Origin of the sequence: Pseudodesulfovibrio indicus (assembly GCF_001563225.1) — a bacterium.
Classification (GTDB): Bacteria; Desulfobacterota; Desulfovibrionia; order Desulfovibrionales; family Desulfovibrionaceae; genus Pseudodesulfovibrio; species Pseudodesulfovibrio indicus.
In genome coordinates this window covers 1,507,393-1,526,792 of record NZ_CP014206.1, presented here as the reverse complement: position 1 = coordinate 1,526,792, position 19,400 = coordinate 1,507,393, and the positions used below count along the sequence as shown (strand labels likewise).

Below are 19,400 nucleotides of genomic sequence, written 5' to 3'. Positions count from 1 at the left end.
GGCGCTATCTCGACCTGCCGCTCGCCTCGGTCCGCATCCTGCGGGCCTCCTCGACGACGTACTCGCGGAGGAACGTCAGATTCTCGTTGCCGGGGTCCATGCGCACGGCCTCGTCCACCACGGCCAGGGCCTTGGCGTCGTTGCCCGAACCGAGGAGGTAGCGCACGTAGACCTGCCTGAGCCGAAAGTCGTAGGGGAACGATTTGATGGCCGATTCCAGGGTCTTCCCGGCGCGCTCGTTCTCGCCCAGCTCCATCAGGGCGTAGGCCGTGTACAGGCTGGCGTCGCGGTCCGCACCGTACCGTCCGGCCTTGGCCAGCTCCACCAGGGCGTCGCCGTACTTGCGCTGGTTGAACAGCTCTATGCCGCACGCCTTGTGCTCCTCGAACCGCTTGGTGATCTGCTCCGCCGAGAGGTCCTCGTCCTCCATGAGCGCGATCACCCTGCCGTCCGGCCAGGGGGCGTCGAGCACGCTCTTGAGGATGACCTGCTCGGACACGCCCGCCTTGTCCGTCGTGGTCGCGCCCAGGAAGTTCGCCCGCACGGCCAGCTGTCTGCTGGCATTGATGTTGCGTTCGTTCTGGTGGATGTTGTTGTGGTCCAGGACCAGCTCCCCGCCGGAATAGGCCACACCGGTCCCGTTGCCTGTCAGGGCGGACTCGGCCACCACGCCCTCGCCGCCGGTCACGGACACGCCGCGCGCCCAGCCGCTCAGGTCCACGTCCTTCAGCTCGAACGCCCCGCCGGACAGGACGACGCCGTCGCCGCCCTCGCCCTTGGCATCGACGCCTTCCATGCGCAGCAACCCGGCGCTGGACACCGCCGTGGCGCAGCCGGACAGAACCAAGCCGGTCATGTCCGCGCCGCCCCCCCGGCCACGGTGACGCCACGCCACCGTTCTCCGGCCAGGACCACCGGAGCGTCCTTCGCGCCCTTGACCGCGAGCCGACCCGAAACCGTCAGACCGGCGCCGTCGGCAAAGGTCAGCCGGGAGCCGCGCATGATGGTCAGGACCTGGCCCGCTGGGACCACGCTGTCGCGCTCGACCCGGTAATTTCCGGTGATGAGCGTGCCGGATAGTTCGCCGCCGATGGTCATCTCGTCGAAACGGGGCATGACCACCTCGGTGGGCTTGCCGGGCGCGGAAAGATTGCGAGCGCCGTCCACGGAACGGATGCGATAGAAATAGGCGCGCCCCTGCTCCACCTCGCTGTCCACGAAGGCGGCGTCCTCGATGCGGGCAATGCGCGTGAACTCGCCCACGGGGCTGTCGTTGCGCTCCACCACGAAGGCCGCGACCTCCTCGCCCTCGGGCAGCTGCCAGGCCAGGTGTACGCCGTCGCCCTCGGCCCGGTAGACCGGCTTCTCCGGAGCCGAAGGCGGCACGCCGTCCAGGGAGATCAGGGCCTCGCCCTCGATCCATTCGCGTTCGGCCCCGTTGAGCCGGGCCACGCGCACCGTCAGAGGCTGGCCGGAGGTCCTGTCGCCGTCCCGGACCAGATAGAAGCCCTCGTATTCGCCCTCGCCGACCATCTTGAGCGGGATGCCCTTGCGGAAGTCGCCGATATCGAAGGAGGCCACCAGGTCCTTTTCGGCAAAGACCTTGACCGCCACCCTCTCCCCGGCCCCGAACACGCCCACGTCGACGTTGCTGTCCACGAGCATGATCTCGGGCAGGCTCCGCCCTTCGAGGCAGTCGGGCATGACCTGGGCCATCTTCCATCCCCAGTCGTAGGCCACATGGCGGAACTGCTTCTGGGGCGAATCGCTCAGGAACGCTCCGGCCAGGGTCCCGACCAGCCCGACCAGGCTGGTGGGAATGGAAAACTTCTGTTTCTCGGCGGTTTCGGTCCAGCTGCCGACCTCGCGGCCGGAAGCGCTCACCATGCGGGCGCCCGCGCTGAGCATGAAGGTCTCGACCGCGGCCGCGTTGACCATGGTCCAGCCGGAGATCTCGATGTAGACCAACCCCTGCACGTCCAGCAGGGCGCACAGCGCCTTGGCGTCCATGTCCCGCCAGCCGGGATTGTCGTGCAGCTTGCGGTCCACGGCGTTGTCGAGCTTGGGCAGGTATCCCTTGCCCGCCAGCTGGTTGCGCAGCACGCTGCGGGTCAGCCCGCCCACGAACTCCGCATCGGCGGGGTCCACCTCGCCGCCTTCGGTTGCCGCCCGCGCGAGTTCCACCCCGGCGGGCAGCACGGCCACGACCTGCGGCACGTCCTGCTCCAGGGCATAGGCTCCCGGCCCCTTCGCCTTCTTGCCGGCGACACAGGCGGCAAGCGCCAGACAGGCGACCGCGACCAGAACAACGTTTCTCACCCCGTACACTCTGCGCATCACGACTTCTCCTCGGCCAATATCATATCAATGGACACATCTTTGTTCACGCCGAACGGGGTCCCGACCTTTGCATCGAGACGCAGCCGCTTGTCGGCCAGATCGAAATTTCCCTTTCCGTCGACGGACACCCTCTCCCCGCCGAACCGGACCGCCTTGAGCTCTACCCGGCCGTTCCCCATGGAGGCGGATACCAGGCCGTCCCTGAAGGAGAGCGTGTCCCCCATGTCCGGCTCCAGGTTGACCGCGTTCATGATCTCCATGAAAAAGCCGAGCCGTCTGTCCAGGTTGGACAGTTTGAGCACCTGCATGCCCTGCAACCGCGTTACCACGCTCCCCCGCAGCGACTTCCGCAGCTCTCGGCCGCTGCCTCCCTGCATCAGGAAATTGGCCTGCACGGTCAACCGGCCCCGCAGGTACACGGGCAGCTCGTCCACGAAACATCCCAGCACGCCGGGCAACGGCACCCCTTTTCCCGTGACCGCGACGCTCGCGGCCAGCGCATCGGGCGCAAAGGCCATCTCCAGATCGGCCCGCATCAGGCAGACCCGCCCCCGGCCCCTGATCACGAGCCCGCCCTCGGCCGGGACGACCTTCGCCGACAGGTCGCGGATCACCGGCAGGTCGTTGTACTGCAGCCGCCGGGCCACGATGGTGCCGCTCATCGACGCGTCCCGGATGAACCCGAAGTCGAAGGGCTTGTCCTCGCCGTCCGCTTCCGATCCCCCGGCGGCGAGCCGGAAATCGTCGAAGACCACGGACCAGTTGCCCCTTCCGCCCAGTTCCCTGCGCGCGAGCCCCTTGGCCGCCAGCTGCACGGAACCGCTGTTCACGATCACGTCGAAGGTTGTCCGGGAGGAATCCTTCTTGTCCGCCGTGCCGTCAAGAACCGTCCCGAACCAATCCAACTGCCGGGCCTCGGCCTGAAAGCGAGTCCCGGCCAAGGCAAAAGGGAAGGAAAGCTCCCCCTTGAGCGAACCGCTTCCCCCGGCGGACGAGGCCAGTTCCAGTCGGTTCACGCCGACCAGCGGTCTGCCGTCCTTGAGGGTCACGGTCCCATCGAAATTTTCGAGCACGACATCCTGCTTCTCCCCCCTGGACGAGACCAGCGACAGCTTGAGGGAGGGGGAGGCCAACGAAAGGGACCCGGTCGGCCCGGTCGCGCCGGTCCGGCTCTGCACCCGGACGTCACGCAGGCTCAGCGCGCCCTCCGCGGCCAGTTCATTCAGTCCGAGAGTATGCACCCCGTCGGCGAAATGCTTCCCGCCCTCCGGGTGCGCGCGGACGAGCGCGACCATCTGCGCGGCGTCGAGGGTCCCTTCCCGGCAGGTCAGGGCCCAGTCCCCGCCGGGAACGGCCTCCACCGCGACATCGGCCAGCCCGCTGGCGTCCACGGACAGGGACCGGGCGGCAAAGGCGACCGCCCCCGTGCCCGCGTCGAAGTCGAGCCGGAACGCTTCCGCCGCAATCTTCTGCGTCCCCCCGAACATGGCCAGCTGCGGCGCATCGAGATAATTGAAACGGCGAAGGAACTCGAGCAGCCGGGAGGGATTGAACGTCCCGTGGCGGGCGTTCACGCCGATCTTCAGGGAGTCCGCCGAGTCCACGTCCACGGTGCCGCCGAAGGTCAGGCCGAATTCCGGGATGGACATGCTGTTGACCACGAACCCCGCCCCCACCGCCCGCTTCTCAACATCGGCGGAGAAGGACACGGGCGACCCCGGCACGCCGTCCCGGTCCACCACCAGCGAGGCATCGCGGATGCGCAGGGAGCGCGGCAGCAGGGCGGGGTCCATCGCCCCGCCCGGACCTTCCGAACCGTCCGGACCGCCGGTCCGGAGCAGCGGCCGATCGAGCACGGCCCGGTCCAGGGAGACCTCGCCCTCCATGAGCCTGGAAAAATCGGGATAGAGATCGATACGCGGGGCCTCGAACCGGCCGGAACCGGTATCAAAGGCGACGTTGTGGAGCGTCACGGACGGCGGCAGGTAGCCGATATCGATCCGCTCGACCCGCGCGCCCGCGCCGGTCAGCTCCTGCACCAGCAGCTCCGTGGCCTCCGCAAGGTAGACCCGCAACAGCCCGAGCACACCGGCCAGCACGGCCAGCGTGGCCAGAGGCCCCCAGACAAAGACCACCCTCCGATTCATGCCCCACTCCATTCAACAGGTTGCAATCGCCGTATACAACACGATAAATTCCTGCATTACAATACTGAATCAACGTCCAAGGCAAAGTCATGGTAGACTTCCCCAAGTCCGGGATACCCGAGACCGGCCCCGAAGCGTGGGACGGATGTGCGGAACTGAACCCACGCTTTGCCCGCCGGGCGAGCCGTTGACACCCGGGCGATCATCGGGCAACAAGACGGCCATACGGATTAATCAGGAGATTTGATGTTTACCCGGTTTATTGATCTTGCGTCGCAAGTTGCCGAAACAAAGGGCAATCGACAGGATTAGACCGCTTCCCTCCGCAGCCCTCCGGGGTTGCGCCCAGCCTCTCCGGGGCCGGTCCGGTTCGCGTTCCCCGCGAAACCCGTCTTTTGGTGCGCCCCTCGTTTCCGCAACCCCTCACCATCGTGAATTGCCCGATGCCGCCCACAGGGCCGCATCGGTTATCCGTTACGCTTATTCCCGACCGGTCCCGGCGACCGGCCGCAATGCCATGGTGAAGACAAATGACCGAACGAATCGAAATACCGGCACAGGCCTCCTTTGACCCGACCTCCCTCCGCCCCTTGGGCTGGAACGACCACTTCGACCGCGAGCTGGCGGCCATGAACCCCGGCCCGGGCCGCGTCGCCCGGGTGATCAGCGTGCAGCGCGGGCTGTTCCTGGTCTCTGACGGCGGCCGCGAATGGCTGTGCTCCCCGGCGGGCAGGCTCCTGCACGGCGCGACCGGGGATTATCCCGTCACCGGGGACTGGGTGCTGGCCGACGACGTCGTCGCGACCGCCATCATCCCCCGCAAAAACCTCCTCTCCCGGGGCGAGGCCGGGGCGCGCGGGACCCAGGCCAAGACCGCGCACCGAGCCCAGCCCATCGCCGCCAACCTGGACACGGTGTTCATCGTCTGCGGCCTGGACCGCGACTTCAACCTCCGGCGGCTGGAGCGATACATGACCCTGGTCCACAACTGCGGGCTGTCGCCCGTGGTGGTCCTGACCAAGGCGGACCTGCACCGGGACCCGGAGGAGTTCCGGCTGGAGGCGGAGTCAATCGCCTTCGGCGTGCCGGTGGCGCTGACCTCCCTGCCCGACGGCGCGGGCGTGAACGAACTGGGCCGGTATCTCGCACCGGGGCGGACCGTGGCCATGCTCGGCTCGTCCGGCGCGGGCAAGTCCACCCTGGCCAACATGCTCCACGGCAGCGACATCCGGGCCACCAGCGAGGTCAGCAAGAGCGTGGGCAAGGGACGCCACACGACCACCACGCGAGAGCTCATCCGCATGCCCCAGGGCGGGATGCTCATGGACAACCCCGGCATCCGCGAGATCGCCTTCCACGAGGACGGTCAAGGCGCGGACAGCGCCTTTGCGGACATCCTGGAGTTGTCCGCCGAGTGCCGGTTCGCGGACTGCTCCCACGACCTCGAACCCGGCTGCGCGGTCCGACGTGCCGTGGAGGCGGGCGAACTCGACCCCGCCCGCCTGGAGAGCTACCACAAGATGAAACGCGAGCTGCGCTACCTGTCCGACCGTCGGACCAAGGGCGCGAGCCGCGCGGAAAAGGAACGCTGGCAGGGCCTCGCTCTGATGCGCAAGGACCTGAACCGGAGAAGGTAAGGAAAGCAGGGGGCATCCGGGAGACCGGGTGCCCCTATTCCGGCTATGGGACGGCTATGGGGCCGGGGTCGTTGAGCACGAAACGCGAGACCTTGCCCGGCTTGCCGGTGGTCACCGGATGCAGCCCCAAACGATCCTGCTCCACGGTCGGGGACAGAGAGGCCAGCGCGCCGGAGCTACAGCAAGGTGGCGTAAGGCTCCCCGGAGGACCGGAGGGATCGGCCCGCGCCGACACGGAGCAGCGGCGTGCCAAACTCCCGCCATTGGGATGCAACAGTAACTTGCTGTAATACATATCTATTGTTGGCCACAAACCCCGTTCCGATCGTCCGCGCCCCTCACTCTGCCCAGCGCCGACCGCAGGTAATCGACATCGACCGGCTTGGCCAGGTAGTCATCCATGCCCGCGTCGATGAACCGCTCCTTGTCGCCGACCATGGCATGCGCCGTCATGGCGAAGATGGGAATGCGCTTGTTGCACTCCCCGGCCTCGCCCTCTCGAATGCGCCGGGTGGCCTCCACGCCGTCCATCACCGGCATCTGCACGTCCATGACGATGAGGTCGAAGGGCTTCTCCTTCAGAACATCCAGCGCATCCCGGCCATCGCTCGAATCCTCCACCTCATGGCCCAGCGCCTTGATGATCCGGCGCACGGCGGAACGGCTGACCGCGTCGTCTTCGACGACAAGCACGCGCAGGGCCGAGGCCGGGAATGCGTCCTTGCCCGGAGCCGTGGCCGTCGCCTCGACGCCGCCGGTTTCCTCCAGGATGTCGAAGGGAATCTTGACGTAGAACGTCGTTCCGACGTCCACTTCGCTCTCCACGGCGATATCCCCGCCCATCAGGGTCACCAGCCGCTTGGTGATGGCCAGCCCCAGACCGGCCCCCTGATAACGCCGGGTGAGCCCCGTATCCATCTGGGTGAATGACTCGAAGATGACGTCGAGAGCATCCTCTTCCATGCCGATGCCGGTATCCGTGATCGTGAACAGCACATGGCACACCCCCGGCTTTCCTTCCGGGAGGAGGTGGGCATCGACCGTGACGGCCCCCTGGACGGTGAATTTGATGGCGTTGCCGATGATGTTGGCCAACACCTGCTGGAGGCGAACGGGGTCACCGACCAGCCGGGGAGGCATGTCCGGATGGAGGTGAACGCTCAGGCTCACCCCCTTCTCCCTGGCGCTCAGTCCGAAAAGCTGGGCAATGGCTTCCATGATCTCCCGCAGGTCAAAAGCATCCCTTGCGACATTGAGCCGCCCCGCCTCCACCTTGGACAGGTCGAGGATATCCGAAAGCAGCCGGGTCAGGCGCCGACTCGACTGCATGGCCATCTCGACGTACTCCTGCTGCTCGCCGTCGAGGTCGCTCATCTCGATCAGCCGGAGCATGCCCACGATGCCGTTGAGCGGGGTGCGTATCTCATGGCTCATGTTGGCCAGGAATTCCGACTTCGCCTGGCTGGCGGCCACTGCGGCGTTTCTTGCGGCATCGGCCACCTCGCGTTGCCGTTCGAGGTCCCTGGTCCGTGCGGCGACCTGCCTTTGCAGGGACCGGTTGAAGATGACCGCCACGCCGAGCAGGGAGAGCAGGATCGCCAGAATGGCCACTATGTACTTGATGTTCCGCTCGAAAAAGCCGGGAACACGGTCAAGCTTGATCGTCACCCATTTGTTGTAGATATCCTTCCTCTGCTTCTCGTCCATGGTGGCGAGGACCTTGTCGAGAAGATCCCGGAGCGGAGCCTTGGCCTTGCTGATGGCGAATCGCAGGTCCCAATGATAATCGAGCTCCGCATCGTACTTGAGATTGGTGATGCCGTATTTTTCGATCAGATAGCTGGCCATCATATAGTCGACGACCGCCCCATCGGCCGCTCCGGCCGAAACCTTCAGCAGAACGGTCAGGTCGTCGTCGCAGTTGACGATCTTGCATCCCGGATACGTCCTCTTGACGTAATCCAGGCTGGAGTACCCTTCAATGCCGGCGAGCGTCATGGAATTGAGATCGTCCAGGGACTGCATCCGGGGAGCGTTCACCGGGGTCAGAATCACGAGGCGCGTCTTGAGAAAAGGTTCGGTGAACACGAGGACCTTGGATCGTTCCTCCGTCTTCTGGGCGGCACCGATCAAATCGAACTCGCCGGTCATCATGCCATTGTAGAGGGAAGCCCAGTCGGTGTAATGGACCCGCTTGAACCGGACATCGAGTTTCTTTTCGAAAACACGGATGTAATCCGAGACGATGCCCTTGTGCTCCCCGTCCTCGACATAGTCACCCGGAGGCCAGCTGGGATTCGGCGCATACAGGATGCTGTCCCTGTTCTCCTCAAGCCAGGCCTTCTCCTCGGCGGTCAGATTGAGCGCGGGATCGGGAGACACCGCCTGGGCAGCCCCCACGCCGACGGCCAGGAAGCCGCAGACGAGAATCAGGACACGCAACGACAGCCCAAGGGACAACCCGGGTCCGGCCCCGAAGAATCCATGCATCCCCGTACGAATGATCTTCATATCCACCCCGGCAGCTCGATGCGGCACCGTTTTCACCCATTACCCGAGAGCACCATCCACTGTCTTCCGGTATACGACACGCCTTCACCTTCGAAGTATTATAAACTGACCTTGCCATGGGCTCCGAGACAACGGGAAGGCGCCCCCGCCTTGCATTTGAGGACCATCCAAAGGCGCGAAAAAAGCCCGGAAGGAATACCTTCCGGGCCTATACTCCATTCGGATTTTGCGCAGGGGATTGGTCCTTCGGCCTCCTGCATGCCCTTCTCGAAAAGAGCCCAAGAAGCGGGGAGGACCTATCTGGACAAATGGACGGATAAACCGGCTCGACCTTTGTTCAGACAAACAAGTTGACGGATGCCCCCACTGCAGAGGCTTGGGCACTGTCCATTGCCCGGCCATCCTCGGCGGCACCGCCGTCAGCCGCCTGAAGCGCGGTTTCCGTCGAGACCGCGGCCCCCTTGTCCGCGTGGCTGCCGCGCTCCGACTCCTTGTCAATGGCCTCGGCCACCGTCAGGACTTCGGCTGCGGGTTCGGCCTTGGCTTGATTCTCGGGTTGCGTCGCTTCCTCGGCCTTCAGCTCGATGTCCTGCCGGACGGCTTCGGCTCCTTCCGCAGACGCCGGATCGCCGTCTTCCTCTCCACTGACCTTTTCTTCAATTTCCTCATCAAGCTCTTCCTCGGCCTCCTTGAAATCTTCCTCCGCGTCCTCATGGATTTTGCCATCGCCGGTCTGCTTGATCGACTCTTCGATGGTTCGCTCGATAAAGGCGGTAGATTCTCCGGCACGACTATTCATGATCGCCGTTTCAAGCACTCCATTCAGCTTGGCGGCAAATTCATTTTGCATCCTGAGGCCATCAAGGTGAGCCTGAAGATATTCGGAAGTGTCAGGGAGGAGACTGACGAACAGGTTGGAAACCATGTTTTTCCGTTTTGACTGGAAATTCGACAACAGCGCATCCTGAAGCAACTCCCCCTTCGACGCGCAGAAGCAATTTGACGAGGGCCCTTGAGGCCCGGCGATGGCTATATTCCGGCTTTCTTCCTCACCCGCCTGCGATTTCTCCTCGGTTTGTCTCTGTGAAGCAACGTTAAGGCGAAGACTTGCGAAAGACTGCCCATTTTGCATCATTCCGGCGCTGGCGCTCAGCGACATGGCGTCTCCTACGGTAAATCCCTCAATATGGACCATTTGTCCTATCGACCGATCGACGGATATCTTTAGGCCCAATGTATGGTTGCAGGCTTTTCACGAGGAAAGCGAAGGAACGGACGACTGCCGAGAGCCACAATCCGATTCAGGACCAACCCGGATGAATTCTCCGGGGTAATGCGGTGGATAACTCATTAAGGAAACATGTTGTCCCGAGTTGTCTCTCACGGAGATTGCGATCGGCCCATAAGGCTTTCATAAGCCATGCGCCGGGCGCGCCCTGCCGACATTCATGGATGTCCATCAATAGAACGGTGTTGCCCGCGCCGTACCCCCGGCGAACACATGATCCGTCGGCCTTTCGAGTATCTGAAGGATTACCCGTATTGCCCCGCAGTCCATGCCGACCACGAAGAATGGGGGGAGGGATTGACCCACCATTCATTTTTTTCTAATTCATTGTCATCACAGCAGGATAAGATACAATCGCAACACACTATCACTCCCCCCCTTTTGAACGGAGGCAATGATGAAAACGACAATCCTGGTATGCGCTCTCCTTGTTTTGACCCTGACGGCCGGCCTGGCTCTCGCGGATAGGGCCCCCCAGACGGTGTACGATCTTAGCGGGACACTGGCGGCAATCGGTTCCGACCCGGTTATCGTGGAAGCGGTCAAAGCCCAGAATGCCAAAGGGATGAAGCTGAGTGAAATCCAAGCCATGGATGAGAGGTGGAGAAATACCTACGACACGGCCGACTTCATGCTGGCCCTTATGACGTCCGAGCTCGGCAAGCACCTTCTGGAGATACTGAAATCCAAGGGCTACTGCACAAACATATTTGTCATGGACAATCAGGGAGCCCTTGTCGGCATGGTCGATAAAGTTTCCAATTACTGGATTGGCGACAGAGAAATCTTCAAAGCGTCCTTTTCGCATGGCGCTGGTGCCGTTTTCGCAGGCGAGGTGGACTACGATGACACAGATCTGGCCTATAAGTGCCCTGTATCCGTCCCCGTCGTTGACGGGGAGAAAGCCATTGGAGTCATCACGTTCATTATCAATATTGACGAGTTGGAAATGTGACCATCCGGCGGGTTGGCCGAAAGTCATGCGAGGGGGATGTTTATAGGGGGACAGCCAAGCTGAGAAACTAGGGAATGCCGGGGGAACATAGGACGAACGTGGGACGAACGTAGGACCGGCGTGGGATTTTCGGGGATTCGGTGTTTGGCCAGGTCTAATTCTTAACTTGAGAAATAGATCAAAGAGACAGGCTGTTTTTGCCAATCAAAATGAGAAAAGGGCCAGTGGTATTTGCCGCTGGCCCTTTTCTCATTTTGGCATTGAGGAATTCTAAAGATTGCCAAAGGTTGCGCAATGGTGTCATCGTATGCAGACTCCCGCACATTTCAGCCGAACAGTGGGATAACCTTTCCCCTGTGAGCTAACCGGCTTCTCTTATGGCCTCAGTTGGCGTGGTGTCTTCCGGCGCATCGCGGCTTTTCAGCCTTTCGTAGTATTCCTTTGCCATCTTGCGGGCCGTGTCCAACTCTCCTTCGAGTTTAACCTTCTGAACGTTTAGCTCCCCGATCTTAACCTTCAGCTCCCCGTTTTCTTTCCAGAGCATTCTGTTCTCGTCTACAAGAGTACGATTCATCTCCCGCTCTGCGCATAATTCTTCCTCTAAGGTGGCATCTCGATCCAGGCCGGAATCTCTGGTTGGTTCGGGGTAGCTCCCATCCATTGAGCCTTCCCCCAGAACAAGCCAGAAAACCGACACACCATATTTGGTGCATAGTGCCTCGATAAAATCTGTCCCAGGAATGCTGGAGTCTCTTTCGTAACGGCTAAGAGAGTTCTTGTGAACGCCTAAACTCTCAGCAAAATCAGCTTGTTTCAAGTCGCCACGAACTCTTTTTATCCTTTGACCTAGTGTGGTGTCCAAGATTGTCTCCCGAAGTTGGACAGAAAGTTGGACAGCCCGCAATACTTCTATCTTATTGATATTACAGAGAGTAAATCAAATATCTCAAAATTTCAACTTGGACACCAAAAAAGGTTGACCAGGCACTAAAAATGAGAATAAAAAGAAGCCGTGGGCAGTCATTAACAACACCGCTTGACAAATGCACAGTAAATGACGCCGCCCAAGGGGTCAACATCCGGCCCCGCATCCGTATCGGACAGCAACCTGCAACCCAGCGGACAGAGCGACACATGCGGCAGTTATCCCTCTTCGACACAGACCCGAGCGCCGAGCTGGCCATGTTGATGGCCAGCCTGAAGAGCGCCATGAACCGCGCCGCCGCGCGGTGTGGCTTGTCGCGGGAGGAAATCGCCGACCTCATGAACGAGATCGCCAAGAGCGCCGGGGTGAGCGTGAGCCGGGGGAACGCCAGGAGCGTCACGCTGGCCACACTGGAAAAGTGGCTCAACCCGGCCAACACGGAGCACCAGCCGTCGGTCCTGGCTGTGAACGTGTTCTGCATGGCCGTGAAGAGCGCCGAGCCTCTGGCTGTACTGCTTCGTCCGCACGGATGCGGGGTCATGACCCCGCAGGACAAGAAACTGCGGGACTATGCGAACGCGATCCTGGAGGAGCGCGAGGCCAAAAAACGCAAGAAACAATTGGAGATGAAACTATGACCACCATGAGCACCAACGCGCTCGCGGGAATCGGTGCCGGACGGCACCGGAAGCCGTTCAAGATCAAGGAGTGGATGTTCTCGTGCGGCCTGACCCAGTACGACATCCGCGACAAACTGGGCCTCAGCCAGTCTGTAGTGTCGCGGACCATATACGGTTCCGCCAACAACCGCCGGGTGCTCGGCTACCTGCGTGATGCAGGGTGTCCCGAAGAGGCCCTGGCTCTCCCCAAGGACATGAAGGAAAAGGAGGTGGCGTAATGCTGACCGCGACTCTTGGATTCGGAGTGAGTGGGGGCCAGAAAGTGCTCCTGACCTGCTGGCCCACCGGAGCTGGCGAACTCCCCGATGGCGGATTCGACGTGGACGCCTGGGAAGAAGCGCAGGTGCAATTGTGCATGGTTCCGGGAGCCGATCCCAAAACGGCGTGGAGGGCTGCGCACAGAAGAATGCGCGAAGTAGCCCGCCAGATGGGTGGCCTGGAATGGCTGGACATTTGCGGCGTGGATGGAGAGCCGTGCCCGCTGCCCGACAGAAAGACCACGGACCCCTTCGTGGGCGTACCCCAGTTGATCATGTCGGATAACGGTTCCGCTTTCACTTCCGGTTCACTCCGGGAGGGGACTCCGTCGAGGGAGGCTTTGAAATGAAGCCGCATATGATGTCGCTGCATGTTGAAATTGACGGTCTGTATGGACCGACACGAACAGGCGAAGAAACAGAATTGGCCGAGCAGTTACGCCGTGCGGTCAGTTGTCTCGGAATCGACAGAGCCAAAGTCCAATTAACGTTTTCGACAACAGCCTTTGCCCCTAGCCTTGGCGATATGCTGGAGAAGGTATTAGCAGATCGCGAACGCGATTCTGAATGTAGTGATTGCTACATGCAGTGCCCAGAATACAAAGGCTCATTTTAGTCTGTGATTTACGTTTTTATCAAAATAGGCGTGAGCAAGCATGACCCTGAGATATTCCGACATGTTGTCACGTTCTTGAGCGATTTTGAGCATATCGTGGATTTCCTCATCAAAAGAATCGCGTGTGACGGGTGTGTCAGAAAGCATCATTGCGGTAATCACGACTGCGAAAAAATCTTTTCCAAGAGTGTCTACGGCATGAAGAAACACAGCAGTATCGCGATACTTTTCCCATTCAGTGATCTGCATTTCCGGCTCCTTTTGTTGTGGGTGGGATGAGTGGAATCAAAAACCGATAGCAAAAGGGGCCGGACCCCACAACCGGGACGCACAGATATGAAAGACGCATATACCACCAAAGAGCTTGCAGTAGCTACCGGCACCACAGACCGTACGGTGAATCGCCGTGCAAAGCGCGAAGCGTGGCCATCGGAGAGCCGGACTGGCCGTGGCGGCGGGAAGGTGTGGAAGTTGAAGGGGCTGCCCCAGGACGTTCGCACGGCCATAGCCCTGCGTGAAGCGGAAGCGACCGTTCCGGCCCTGCCCGACAATAACGTCGTCATCCCCGACTGGGCGCATCAAGTGGGCATGGCCCGATTCCGGCTGGTGAGCGAGTGGCGGCAGTTCGTTGACAAGAGCAAGTCCACGAAAGGCCGGGCCACCAAAGCCTTCGTCTTGGCGGTCAATGCCGGTCAGATGCTGCAAGACGAACGGGAGATCGTCGGCGACGTGGCCGAAAAGACCCTCTACAGGTGGGACAAGAAGCTGCGTGACAACGACCATGATTACCGCGTCCTGTGCGACCGGCGCGGCAAATGGACCAAGGGCGGCAAGCAGGGACTCGGCCAGCTCGGCCTGAAGTTCGAAAAGGTGTTCCTGGGATGCTGGCTGACCGGCAACAAGCCGAGCGTGGCCCTGGCCTATGAAACCATGAAGGGGATTTTTGAAAAGCACGGTGAACCTGTGCCGAGCTACCGTTCCGTGGTTCGTTTCGCCCGGCGGTTCGATGAAGACCACCACGATCTGGTCGTGCTCAAGCGAGAGGGTGAAAAGGCCCTGAAGGACAAGGTCGGTCCGTATATCGCCCGGAACGACAAGCTGCTCTCCGTGGGAGACGTCATTTTCTGCGACGGCAAGGTCCTGAACTTCCAATGCATCCATCCCACGACCGGCAAGCCGTTCCGACCGACGCTCATCTGCTGGTACGACTGGCGGTCACGTATGCCGGTGGGCTGGGAGATCATGCCCTCGGAGAACACCATCGCCATCAGCTCCGCATTGCACATGGCGATCGGCACCCTGGCCCAGTACCCGCGCTGTGTCTACATCGACAACGGCAAGGCCTTCCGTGCCAAGTATTTCAGCCATATTGATGCGGACTTCGAAGAGTTCAACGGCCTCTATGCGCGGCTCGGCATCGCGGTCCAATACAGCCGTCCCTACGAGGCTCGGACCAAGATCGTCGAACGCTTTTTCCGCACCTTTGACGAACAGTGCGAACGCCTCCTGCCGAGCTATGTGGGCAACAATATCGACAACAAGCCCGCGTGGATGAAGCGCAACGAGAAGTACCACGAGGCGACTCACAACGAATGGGTGCCGACACTGCGCGAGGCCTCCGAGATATTCCGGCTCTACGCTTGGTGGTACGGCCAGCAGGCTCAGGATGATCTAGGCGGACAACGCCCCCTGGACCTTCTTCAGGGTGGCCTGGGCGACGGCGTAGACCTCACGGAATTGGACCGCCACTTCCTCTTCCGCCAGAAAATCCACCCCAAGAGGTGCGGCTTCACCATCGGCAACGTGCGCTTTGAATCCGACGCCCTGTACGGCCTAAACAAGGAACTCATGGCGATGTACCGGTGGAGCGACATGAGCGAGGTCTACTTGCACACCATGGACGGGGAGCGGATCGGTACGGCCCGGCCCACCGAGGCCCTCCATCCCCTGGCGCGGCTGTTCGGCGATGAGCTTGACCTCATCAAGGTGCAGGAAGCCAACAAGCGCCAGCGGCAGCTCAAGTCGGCCACCATGAAGCTGGTCAAGGACTTCGACGCCGAAGTGGGCGAAAGCGGCCTCCAATCGCTTCCGTGGATGAGGCAGGAAAGCGTCCCCCTCAAGGCGGTCCCCATGCCCAAGGCGGTCCAAGCCGAGCCGGTCATGGACGACGTTGAGAGGGAGCGTCTGGAAGCCCTTCAGGCCAAAGTCAGGCAGCTCCCTACGTCCACCCTGGAAATCCCTGATTTCTTCCCCTCCGAGTTGGAGAAATACGAGTGGTGCTTTGAGCAGACCGTGAAATACGGCCACGAACTGCCCGCCGAATACCAATCTTTCATGAACGCCTACGAGGCATCCAAGGAATACGAGACCGCCACGGGCGCACGATTTGAGCAACTGAGGACGTTCTACCTGAAACAGAACATAGCGAGGTAACGAATGCGGCGAGACATCTTCATAGAAACCGGCAACGTGGCGAAACTGCGCAAGTCCCTGAACACGTTGAGCGACACGGAACGTGGTCGCCCCGGCATCGGGGTTATCCAGGGGGAGGCCGGACGCGGCAAGACCATGGCGGCAAAGGAATGGCACACCGTCAATGGCGGCATCTTCCTGCGTGTCCTGGAAGGCTGGAGCCAGTTTGGCTTTCTCCAGGAACTGGCGTTTGAAGCCACGGGCGACCGCCCCGGAAACACTGCGAAGTGCCGCACGAGCATCATGAACGCTCTGAACAAATCCCACACGGCCATCATCGTGGATGAAGCGGACCGGTTGAACATAGGCCGCATCGAAGACTTGCGGGATGTCCACGACATGACCGGATGCCCCGTGATCCTGATCGGCGAAGAAGGGTTTTATCCGAAGCTCCACGCCCGCCGTCGTGTCCATTCCCGTGTGGTCGACGTTGTGAATTTCGATCCCATCAACGCCGAGGACGTGATGCTCTTCGCCATGCAGGCCGCTGCCCTGGAGGTCTCGCCGGAGGCCTGCCACAAGCTGGCCCAGTCGGCAAAAGGCAGCTTCCGCGTGGTGTATGGCTACATGCTTCGCCTGGAGGATTACGCCAAGGCTCAAAACACCAACGTGATCGACACCAAGGCTGTCGAGTCCCTGCGGATCGGGCGGGCCTAGCCATGACGACGCCTGAAATGGACAAGCTGCGGGGCGTGGTGATCGCCCTGAGCGAGAACGGCAAGAAAGAGATCAGCAACGCGCTGATCTACCGAGCCATGGCCCTTGAGGCTGAAGCGGAGAAGGCCCGCGTCCGCAGCCAGCTAGACGGCATGACGCGGCAGAACGAATTGGTCCGCATCAAGGCCGGACACTACACCTACCATCCCCAAGCCCCTGCACGTCGCGGCGAAGGCTACGTCCGAATGTGGAGAGCGGTCAGGGCGTCCACAGGCACCTTCCAGGTGGCCGAGATCGCCGCCGTGGCGCACGTGGATGCGTCCTCGGTAAGCAAATACATCAAGCACCTGCTTGAAGTCGGATATGTGCGGCGGAACGGGAAGAAAAAGAACGTGTTGCTGTTCTCCACTACGCCTGCTGGCCGGGATCAGCGCGAAACGCCCTATCCGGCCAAATCGCCCCGCGATCCGTTCGCGGTCGAACGCGCCGCCATGTCCCGGCTGGCCCGCGTGTTTTTCGAAAAGGATCTGCATTCCGAATCGGCCAGGAAGGCCGTGGTTAAGGAGTGCAAAACCATACTGAAGCGTTTTGACACCCAAAATGAGAAGGAGGCTCCCAATGAATGAGACCGCAAGAACCAACAAGGACACCGGCTGGAACCCTGACGGCGCGATCAGCGGCGATATCATGAACTGCGCGGCCCGTATCCGCCTGCTGGCCGACAAGCTGCCCTTCAGGGAACGGGAGGAAGCCAACGAGATCGCTTCCGCCCTGGCCGATGGGGCCATGCGCGTCAACGGCCTCGAAACCACCGTACCCGTCAACTAGGAGACACCATGGGAAATGCAACTCACGAAGGATTCTGGAAGGACGCGAAGGGTAACCTCGTTGCCCCTGAAAACGTCCGGGAATCCGACAAGCTGGCTGACGAGGTTGTCCGGGACCTGTTCGCCGAGGCCAAGAATATCAACGCCGCCCTGGTCGCGTTTAAGCAGAAGGCGCTTGACGACATCCGCACCCACCTCGCCCTGGTGGTGGAGAAATACGACGTCAAGCTGCGGGGGAAAAAAGGCAACCGCGTCCTCTCCACGTTCGACGGCTCCATCAAGGTCACGATCAACATTCAGGACCGCATCAGATTCGGTGAAGAGCTGGTGGCTGCGGAGCTGCTCATCAACGAATGCATGGCCGAGTGGACGCACGATGCCAACCCCAACCTGCGCACCATCGTCGAAAAGGCCTTTCAGGCCGATTCCGAGGGGAAGATCAGCGTCTACCGCGTCCTCGACCTGCTCCGCCTGCAAATCGACGACGAGCGCTGGCGTAAGGCCATGAAGGCCATTCAGGACAGCATCCGCGTGATCGACAGCAAGGAGTACGTCCGCATCTACACGCGCGACGAGAACGGCGAATATCAGGCCCTGTCTCTCAACATCGCACAGGCATAAGGACGGCGTCATGAAAGATACTCTCCTCATGTTGATTCTTGTGATGGCGTTTACCGGCGGTCTCCTTTCCTTTTGGGACCGGGTTTCGGAGAGGGTCAGCCTGACCTTCGGCTGCATGCGCTACACGTACGACGTCAGCATCTGGCGTGAATACGAGAGCGAGCTCGTCGTGCACCGGTTGGTTTCTCACGCTCCGATGAGTGATGCCGTGCATATCGACATCCTCAGATACATACACAGGCAATACTCTGAGTACGAACCCTGTGTCGTCATGTCTTGGCAACTCGTCAACAAACGATCCGTCATGCTTTCCACCTTTGGCCATTGGCTTTACCGCGCATTCACCCGCACTGCCGACGATGCAGTACGGGAGTGGAAGGAACAGACCGGGCTGGCTGTTTAACAATCTAACTTTCAGGAGAATCTCATCATGACCAAATGCGAACTGATCGCCAAGGTGGCGCAGGTTTCCGATCTGACCAAGGCGCATGCCGAACGGGTGGTGGAGGCGATCCTCGGCACCATCAAAGAGGGCCTTTCCGGCGGCGACAAGGTCACCCTGCGCGGCTTCGGCACCTTCAAAGTCGAACAGCGGGCCGCACGTGTGGGCCGCAATCCCAAGATCGGCACGGAGATCACGATCCCGGCCAAGAACGTGGTCAAGTTCAAGCCCAGCACCGAGCTGAAGGACTGGGTCAACTAAGCGAAACCGCCCCGCCTGGGGCGGTCGTGGGGGCGTGGTGGCCCCTGCCTGATGAGCAGCCAAAGGACTGAGAAAGTGGAAAGAAAAGACATCATCAAACGGATTCAGAAGCTCCTGAGCTTGTCCACATCCGACAACGAGCATGAAGCGGCAGCGGCAGCGGCCAAGGCCCAGGCGCTCCTGTCGAAGTACAACCTGGAGACGACCGATATACCGGACTTGGAATCAAGGTCCGGCAAGGCCGAAGAGGCAAAGACCCGGACGCGCCAGCGGCTCGAAAGGTGGGCCTTCAATCTGGCGCGGGTAACGGCGGATGCCTTTGATTGCGACTACTACCACTCCACAAAAGGAAACACCGTGTTTATCGGCGTTGGCGTGGACCAAGAGGTCTGCGCCTGGACCTACACGTATCTCTACCGGACGCTGCTCCGCATGGGGTCAACCTACCTCCGCACCGAATGCAGGAGGCTGCGTTCGAACCGCTCCAAAAAGATGGCCAGGGAATCCTACCTGAGGGGCGTTGTCCATACCATCAGCCAGAGACTGCAAGAACAGAAGCGGCAGACCCCGGTCACCGAGACCGGCTTGGTGGTCGTTAAGGAGGCGGCAATCGCCGACGCCATGCCTGACACCGTCCATACGAAGCAGTTCAAACCGGTAAACCTCCGGGGCGGCGATCTGTACAAAGGGATTCGGGATGGCCGGTCCATCCCCCTTTCTACCCCGTTGGGCCACGAACAGCCGTCCAAGCTCTCCTAGAAATC

General features: G+C 61.1%; 20 protein-coding genes and 1 other RNA gene. 14 read left to right on the top strand and 7 right to left on the bottom strand.

What is annotated here, in order from left to right:
- Window positions 1-4 precede the first annotated feature (4 nt).
- The 3 genes from AWY79_RS07135 to AWY79_RS07125 are packed head-to-tail and all read right to left on the bottom strand — an operon-like array spanning window position 5 to window position 4,487.
- On the bottom strand, window positions 5-856 hold the full coding sequence (locus tag AWY79_RS07135) for a tetratricopeptide repeat protein (RefSeq protein WP_066801973.1): 852 nt from the start codon (window positions 854-856) through the stop codon (window positions 5-7).
- Complete coding sequence (locus AWY79_RS07130; RefSeq protein ID WP_148651021.1) at window positions 853-2,340, bottom strand: fibronectin type III domain-containing protein; 1,488 nt, start codon at window positions 2,338-2,340, stop codon at window positions 853-855. The genes AWY79_RS07135 and AWY79_RS07130 overlap by 4 nt, the downstream gene beginning before the upstream one ends.
- Window positions 2,337-4,487 carry an AsmA-like C-terminal region-containing protein gene (locus tag AWY79_RS07125; RefSeq protein WP_066801970.1) on the bottom strand — a complete coding sequence of 717 codons (2,151 nt, stop codon included), beginning with the start codon at window positions 4,485-4,487 and terminating at the stop codon, window positions 2,337-2,339. Before AWY79_RS07125 ends, AWY79_RS07130 begins: the two co-directional genes overlap by 4 nt.
- 530 nt (window positions 4,488-5,017) lie before the next feature.
- Between AWY79_RS07125 and rsgA the strand changes: the two genes are divergently transcribed.
- Window positions 5,018-6,124 (top strand): ribosome small subunit-dependent GTPase A, encoded by a 1,107-nt coding sequence (gene rsgA / locus AWY79_RS07120; RefSeq protein WP_066801969.1) that lies wholly within the window; start codon window positions 5,018-5,020, stop codon window positions 6,122-6,124.
- A 297-nt stretch (window positions 6,125-6,421) separates the two neighbouring features.
- On the opposite strand, the gene AWY79_RS07115 is transcribed toward rsgA, so the two are convergent.
- Both AWY79_RS07115 and AWY79_RS07110 read right to left on the bottom strand, forming a co-directional pair.
- On the bottom strand, window positions 6,422-8,635 hold the full coding sequence (locus AWY79_RS07115; RefSeq protein ID WP_078063660.1) for a response regulator: 2,214 nt from the start codon (window positions 8,633-8,635) through the stop codon (window positions 6,422-6,424).
- Between the two features lie 337 nt (window positions 8,636-8,972).
- Window positions 8,973-9,794 carry a hypothetical protein gene (locus tag AWY79_RS07110; RefSeq protein ID WP_066801966.1) on the bottom strand — a complete coding sequence of 274 codons (822 nt, stop codon included), beginning with the start codon at window positions 9,792-9,794 and terminating at the stop codon, window positions 8,973-8,975.
- A gap of 526 nt (window positions 9,795-10,320) precedes the next feature.
- Between AWY79_RS07110 and AWY79_RS07105 the strand changes: the two genes are divergently transcribed.
- Window positions 10,321-10,878: a cache domain-containing protein gene (locus AWY79_RS07105; RefSeq protein WP_066801965.1), complete on the top strand. Its 558-nt coding sequence runs from the start codon at window positions 10,321-10,323 to the stop codon at window positions 10,876-10,878.
- Window positions 10,879-11,239: 361 nt separating this feature from the next.
- On the opposite strand, the gene AWY79_RS18195 is transcribed toward AWY79_RS07105, so the two are convergent.
- A complete protein-coding gene (locus AWY79_RS18195) occupies window positions 11,240-11,740 on the bottom strand; it encodes a helix-turn-helix domain-containing protein (RefSeq protein WP_158509867.1) in 501 nt (166 codons plus the stop codon).
- Between the two features lie 272 nt (window positions 11,741-12,012).
- Between AWY79_RS18195 and AWY79_RS07095 the strand changes: the two genes are divergently transcribed.
- From AWY79_RS07095 to AWY79_RS18720, 3 genes are all read left to right on the top strand, one after another.
- Window positions 12,013-12,441, top strand: coding sequence for a hypothetical protein (locus AWY79_RS07095; protein WP_066801963.1), 429 nt, complete (start codon window positions 12,013-12,015; stop codon window positions 12,439-12,441).
- Window positions 12,438-12,701, top strand: a complete 264-nt coding sequence (locus AWY79_RS07090; RefSeq protein ID WP_078063658.1) for a hypothetical protein — start codon at window positions 12,438-12,440, stop codon at window positions 12,699-12,701. The genes AWY79_RS07095 and AWY79_RS07090 overlap by 4 nt, the downstream gene beginning before the upstream one ends.
- Before the next feature lie 385 nt (window positions 12,702-13,086).
- Window positions 13,087-13,356: a hypothetical protein gene (locus AWY79_RS18720; RefSeq protein ID WP_133987030.1), complete on the top strand. Its 270-nt coding sequence runs from the start codon at window positions 13,087-13,089 to the stop codon at window positions 13,354-13,356.
- Here AWY79_RS18720 and AWY79_RS07080 read toward each other — a convergent pair.
- Window positions 13,348-13,605 (bottom strand): hypothetical protein, encoded by a 258-nt coding sequence (locus AWY79_RS07080; protein WP_066801961.1) that lies wholly within the window; start codon window positions 13,603-13,605, stop codon window positions 13,348-13,350. The two genes, AWY79_RS18720 and AWY79_RS07080, sit on opposite strands and share 9 nt — an antisense overlap.
- A gap of 213 nt (window positions 13,606-13,818) precedes the next feature.
- Between AWY79_RS07080 and AWY79_RS07075 the strand changes: the two genes are divergently transcribed.
- The 9 genes from AWY79_RS07075 (at window position 13,819) to AWY79_RS07035 (ending at window position 19,395) form a co-directional block, all read left to right on the top strand.
- Window positions 13,819-15,789 carry a DNA-binding domain-containing protein gene (locus AWY79_RS07075; protein WP_470382002.1) on the top strand — a complete coding sequence of 657 codons (1,971 nt, stop codon included), beginning with the start codon at window positions 13,819-13,821 and terminating at the stop codon, window positions 15,787-15,789.
- Window positions 15,790-15,792: 3 nt separating this feature from the next.
- Window positions 15,793-16,485, top strand: coding sequence for an AAA family ATPase (locus AWY79_RS07070; RefSeq protein WP_066801960.1), 693 nt, complete (start codon window positions 15,793-15,795; stop codon window positions 16,483-16,485).
- Window positions 16,486-16,487: 2 nt separating this feature from the next.
- Window positions 16,488-17,111 (top strand): helix-turn-helix domain-containing protein, encoded by a 624-nt coding sequence (locus AWY79_RS07065; RefSeq protein WP_133987028.1) that lies wholly within the window; start codon window positions 16,488-16,490, stop codon window positions 17,109-17,111.
- Window positions 17,104-17,313 (top strand): hypothetical protein, encoded by a 210-nt coding sequence (locus AWY79_RS07060; RefSeq protein WP_066801958.1) that lies wholly within the window; start codon window positions 17,104-17,106, stop codon window positions 17,311-17,313. The genes AWY79_RS07065 and AWY79_RS07060 overlap by 8 nt, the downstream gene beginning before the upstream one ends.
- An 8-nt stretch (window positions 17,314-17,321) precedes the next feature.
- Entirely contained in the window at window positions 17,322-17,933 is a 612-nt protein-coding gene (locus tag AWY79_RS07055; protein WP_066801957.1) for a DUF3164 family protein, read from the top strand.
- 10 nt (window positions 17,934-17,943) lie between these two features.
- Window positions 17,944-18,336, top strand: coding sequence for a hypothetical protein (locus AWY79_RS07050; protein ID WP_066801956.1), 393 nt, complete (start codon window positions 17,944-17,946; stop codon window positions 18,334-18,336).
- 27 nt (window positions 18,337-18,363) lie between these two features.
- A complete protein-coding gene (locus AWY79_RS07045; protein ID WP_066801955.1) occupies window positions 18,364-18,636 on the top strand; it encodes an HU family DNA-binding protein in 273 nt (90 codons plus the stop codon).
- An RNA gene (locus AWY79_RS07040) (hammerhead ribozyme type II) lies at window positions 18,635-18,701 on the top strand. Before AWY79_RS07045 ends, AWY79_RS07040 begins: the two co-directional genes overlap by 2 nt.
- A 10-nt stretch (window positions 18,702-18,711) precedes the next feature.
- Entirely contained in the window at window positions 18,712-19,395 is a 684-nt protein-coding gene (locus AWY79_RS07035; protein WP_066801954.1) for a DUF7168 domain-containing protein, read from the top strand.
- The last annotated feature ends 5 nt before the right edge of the window (window positions 19,396-19,400 follow it).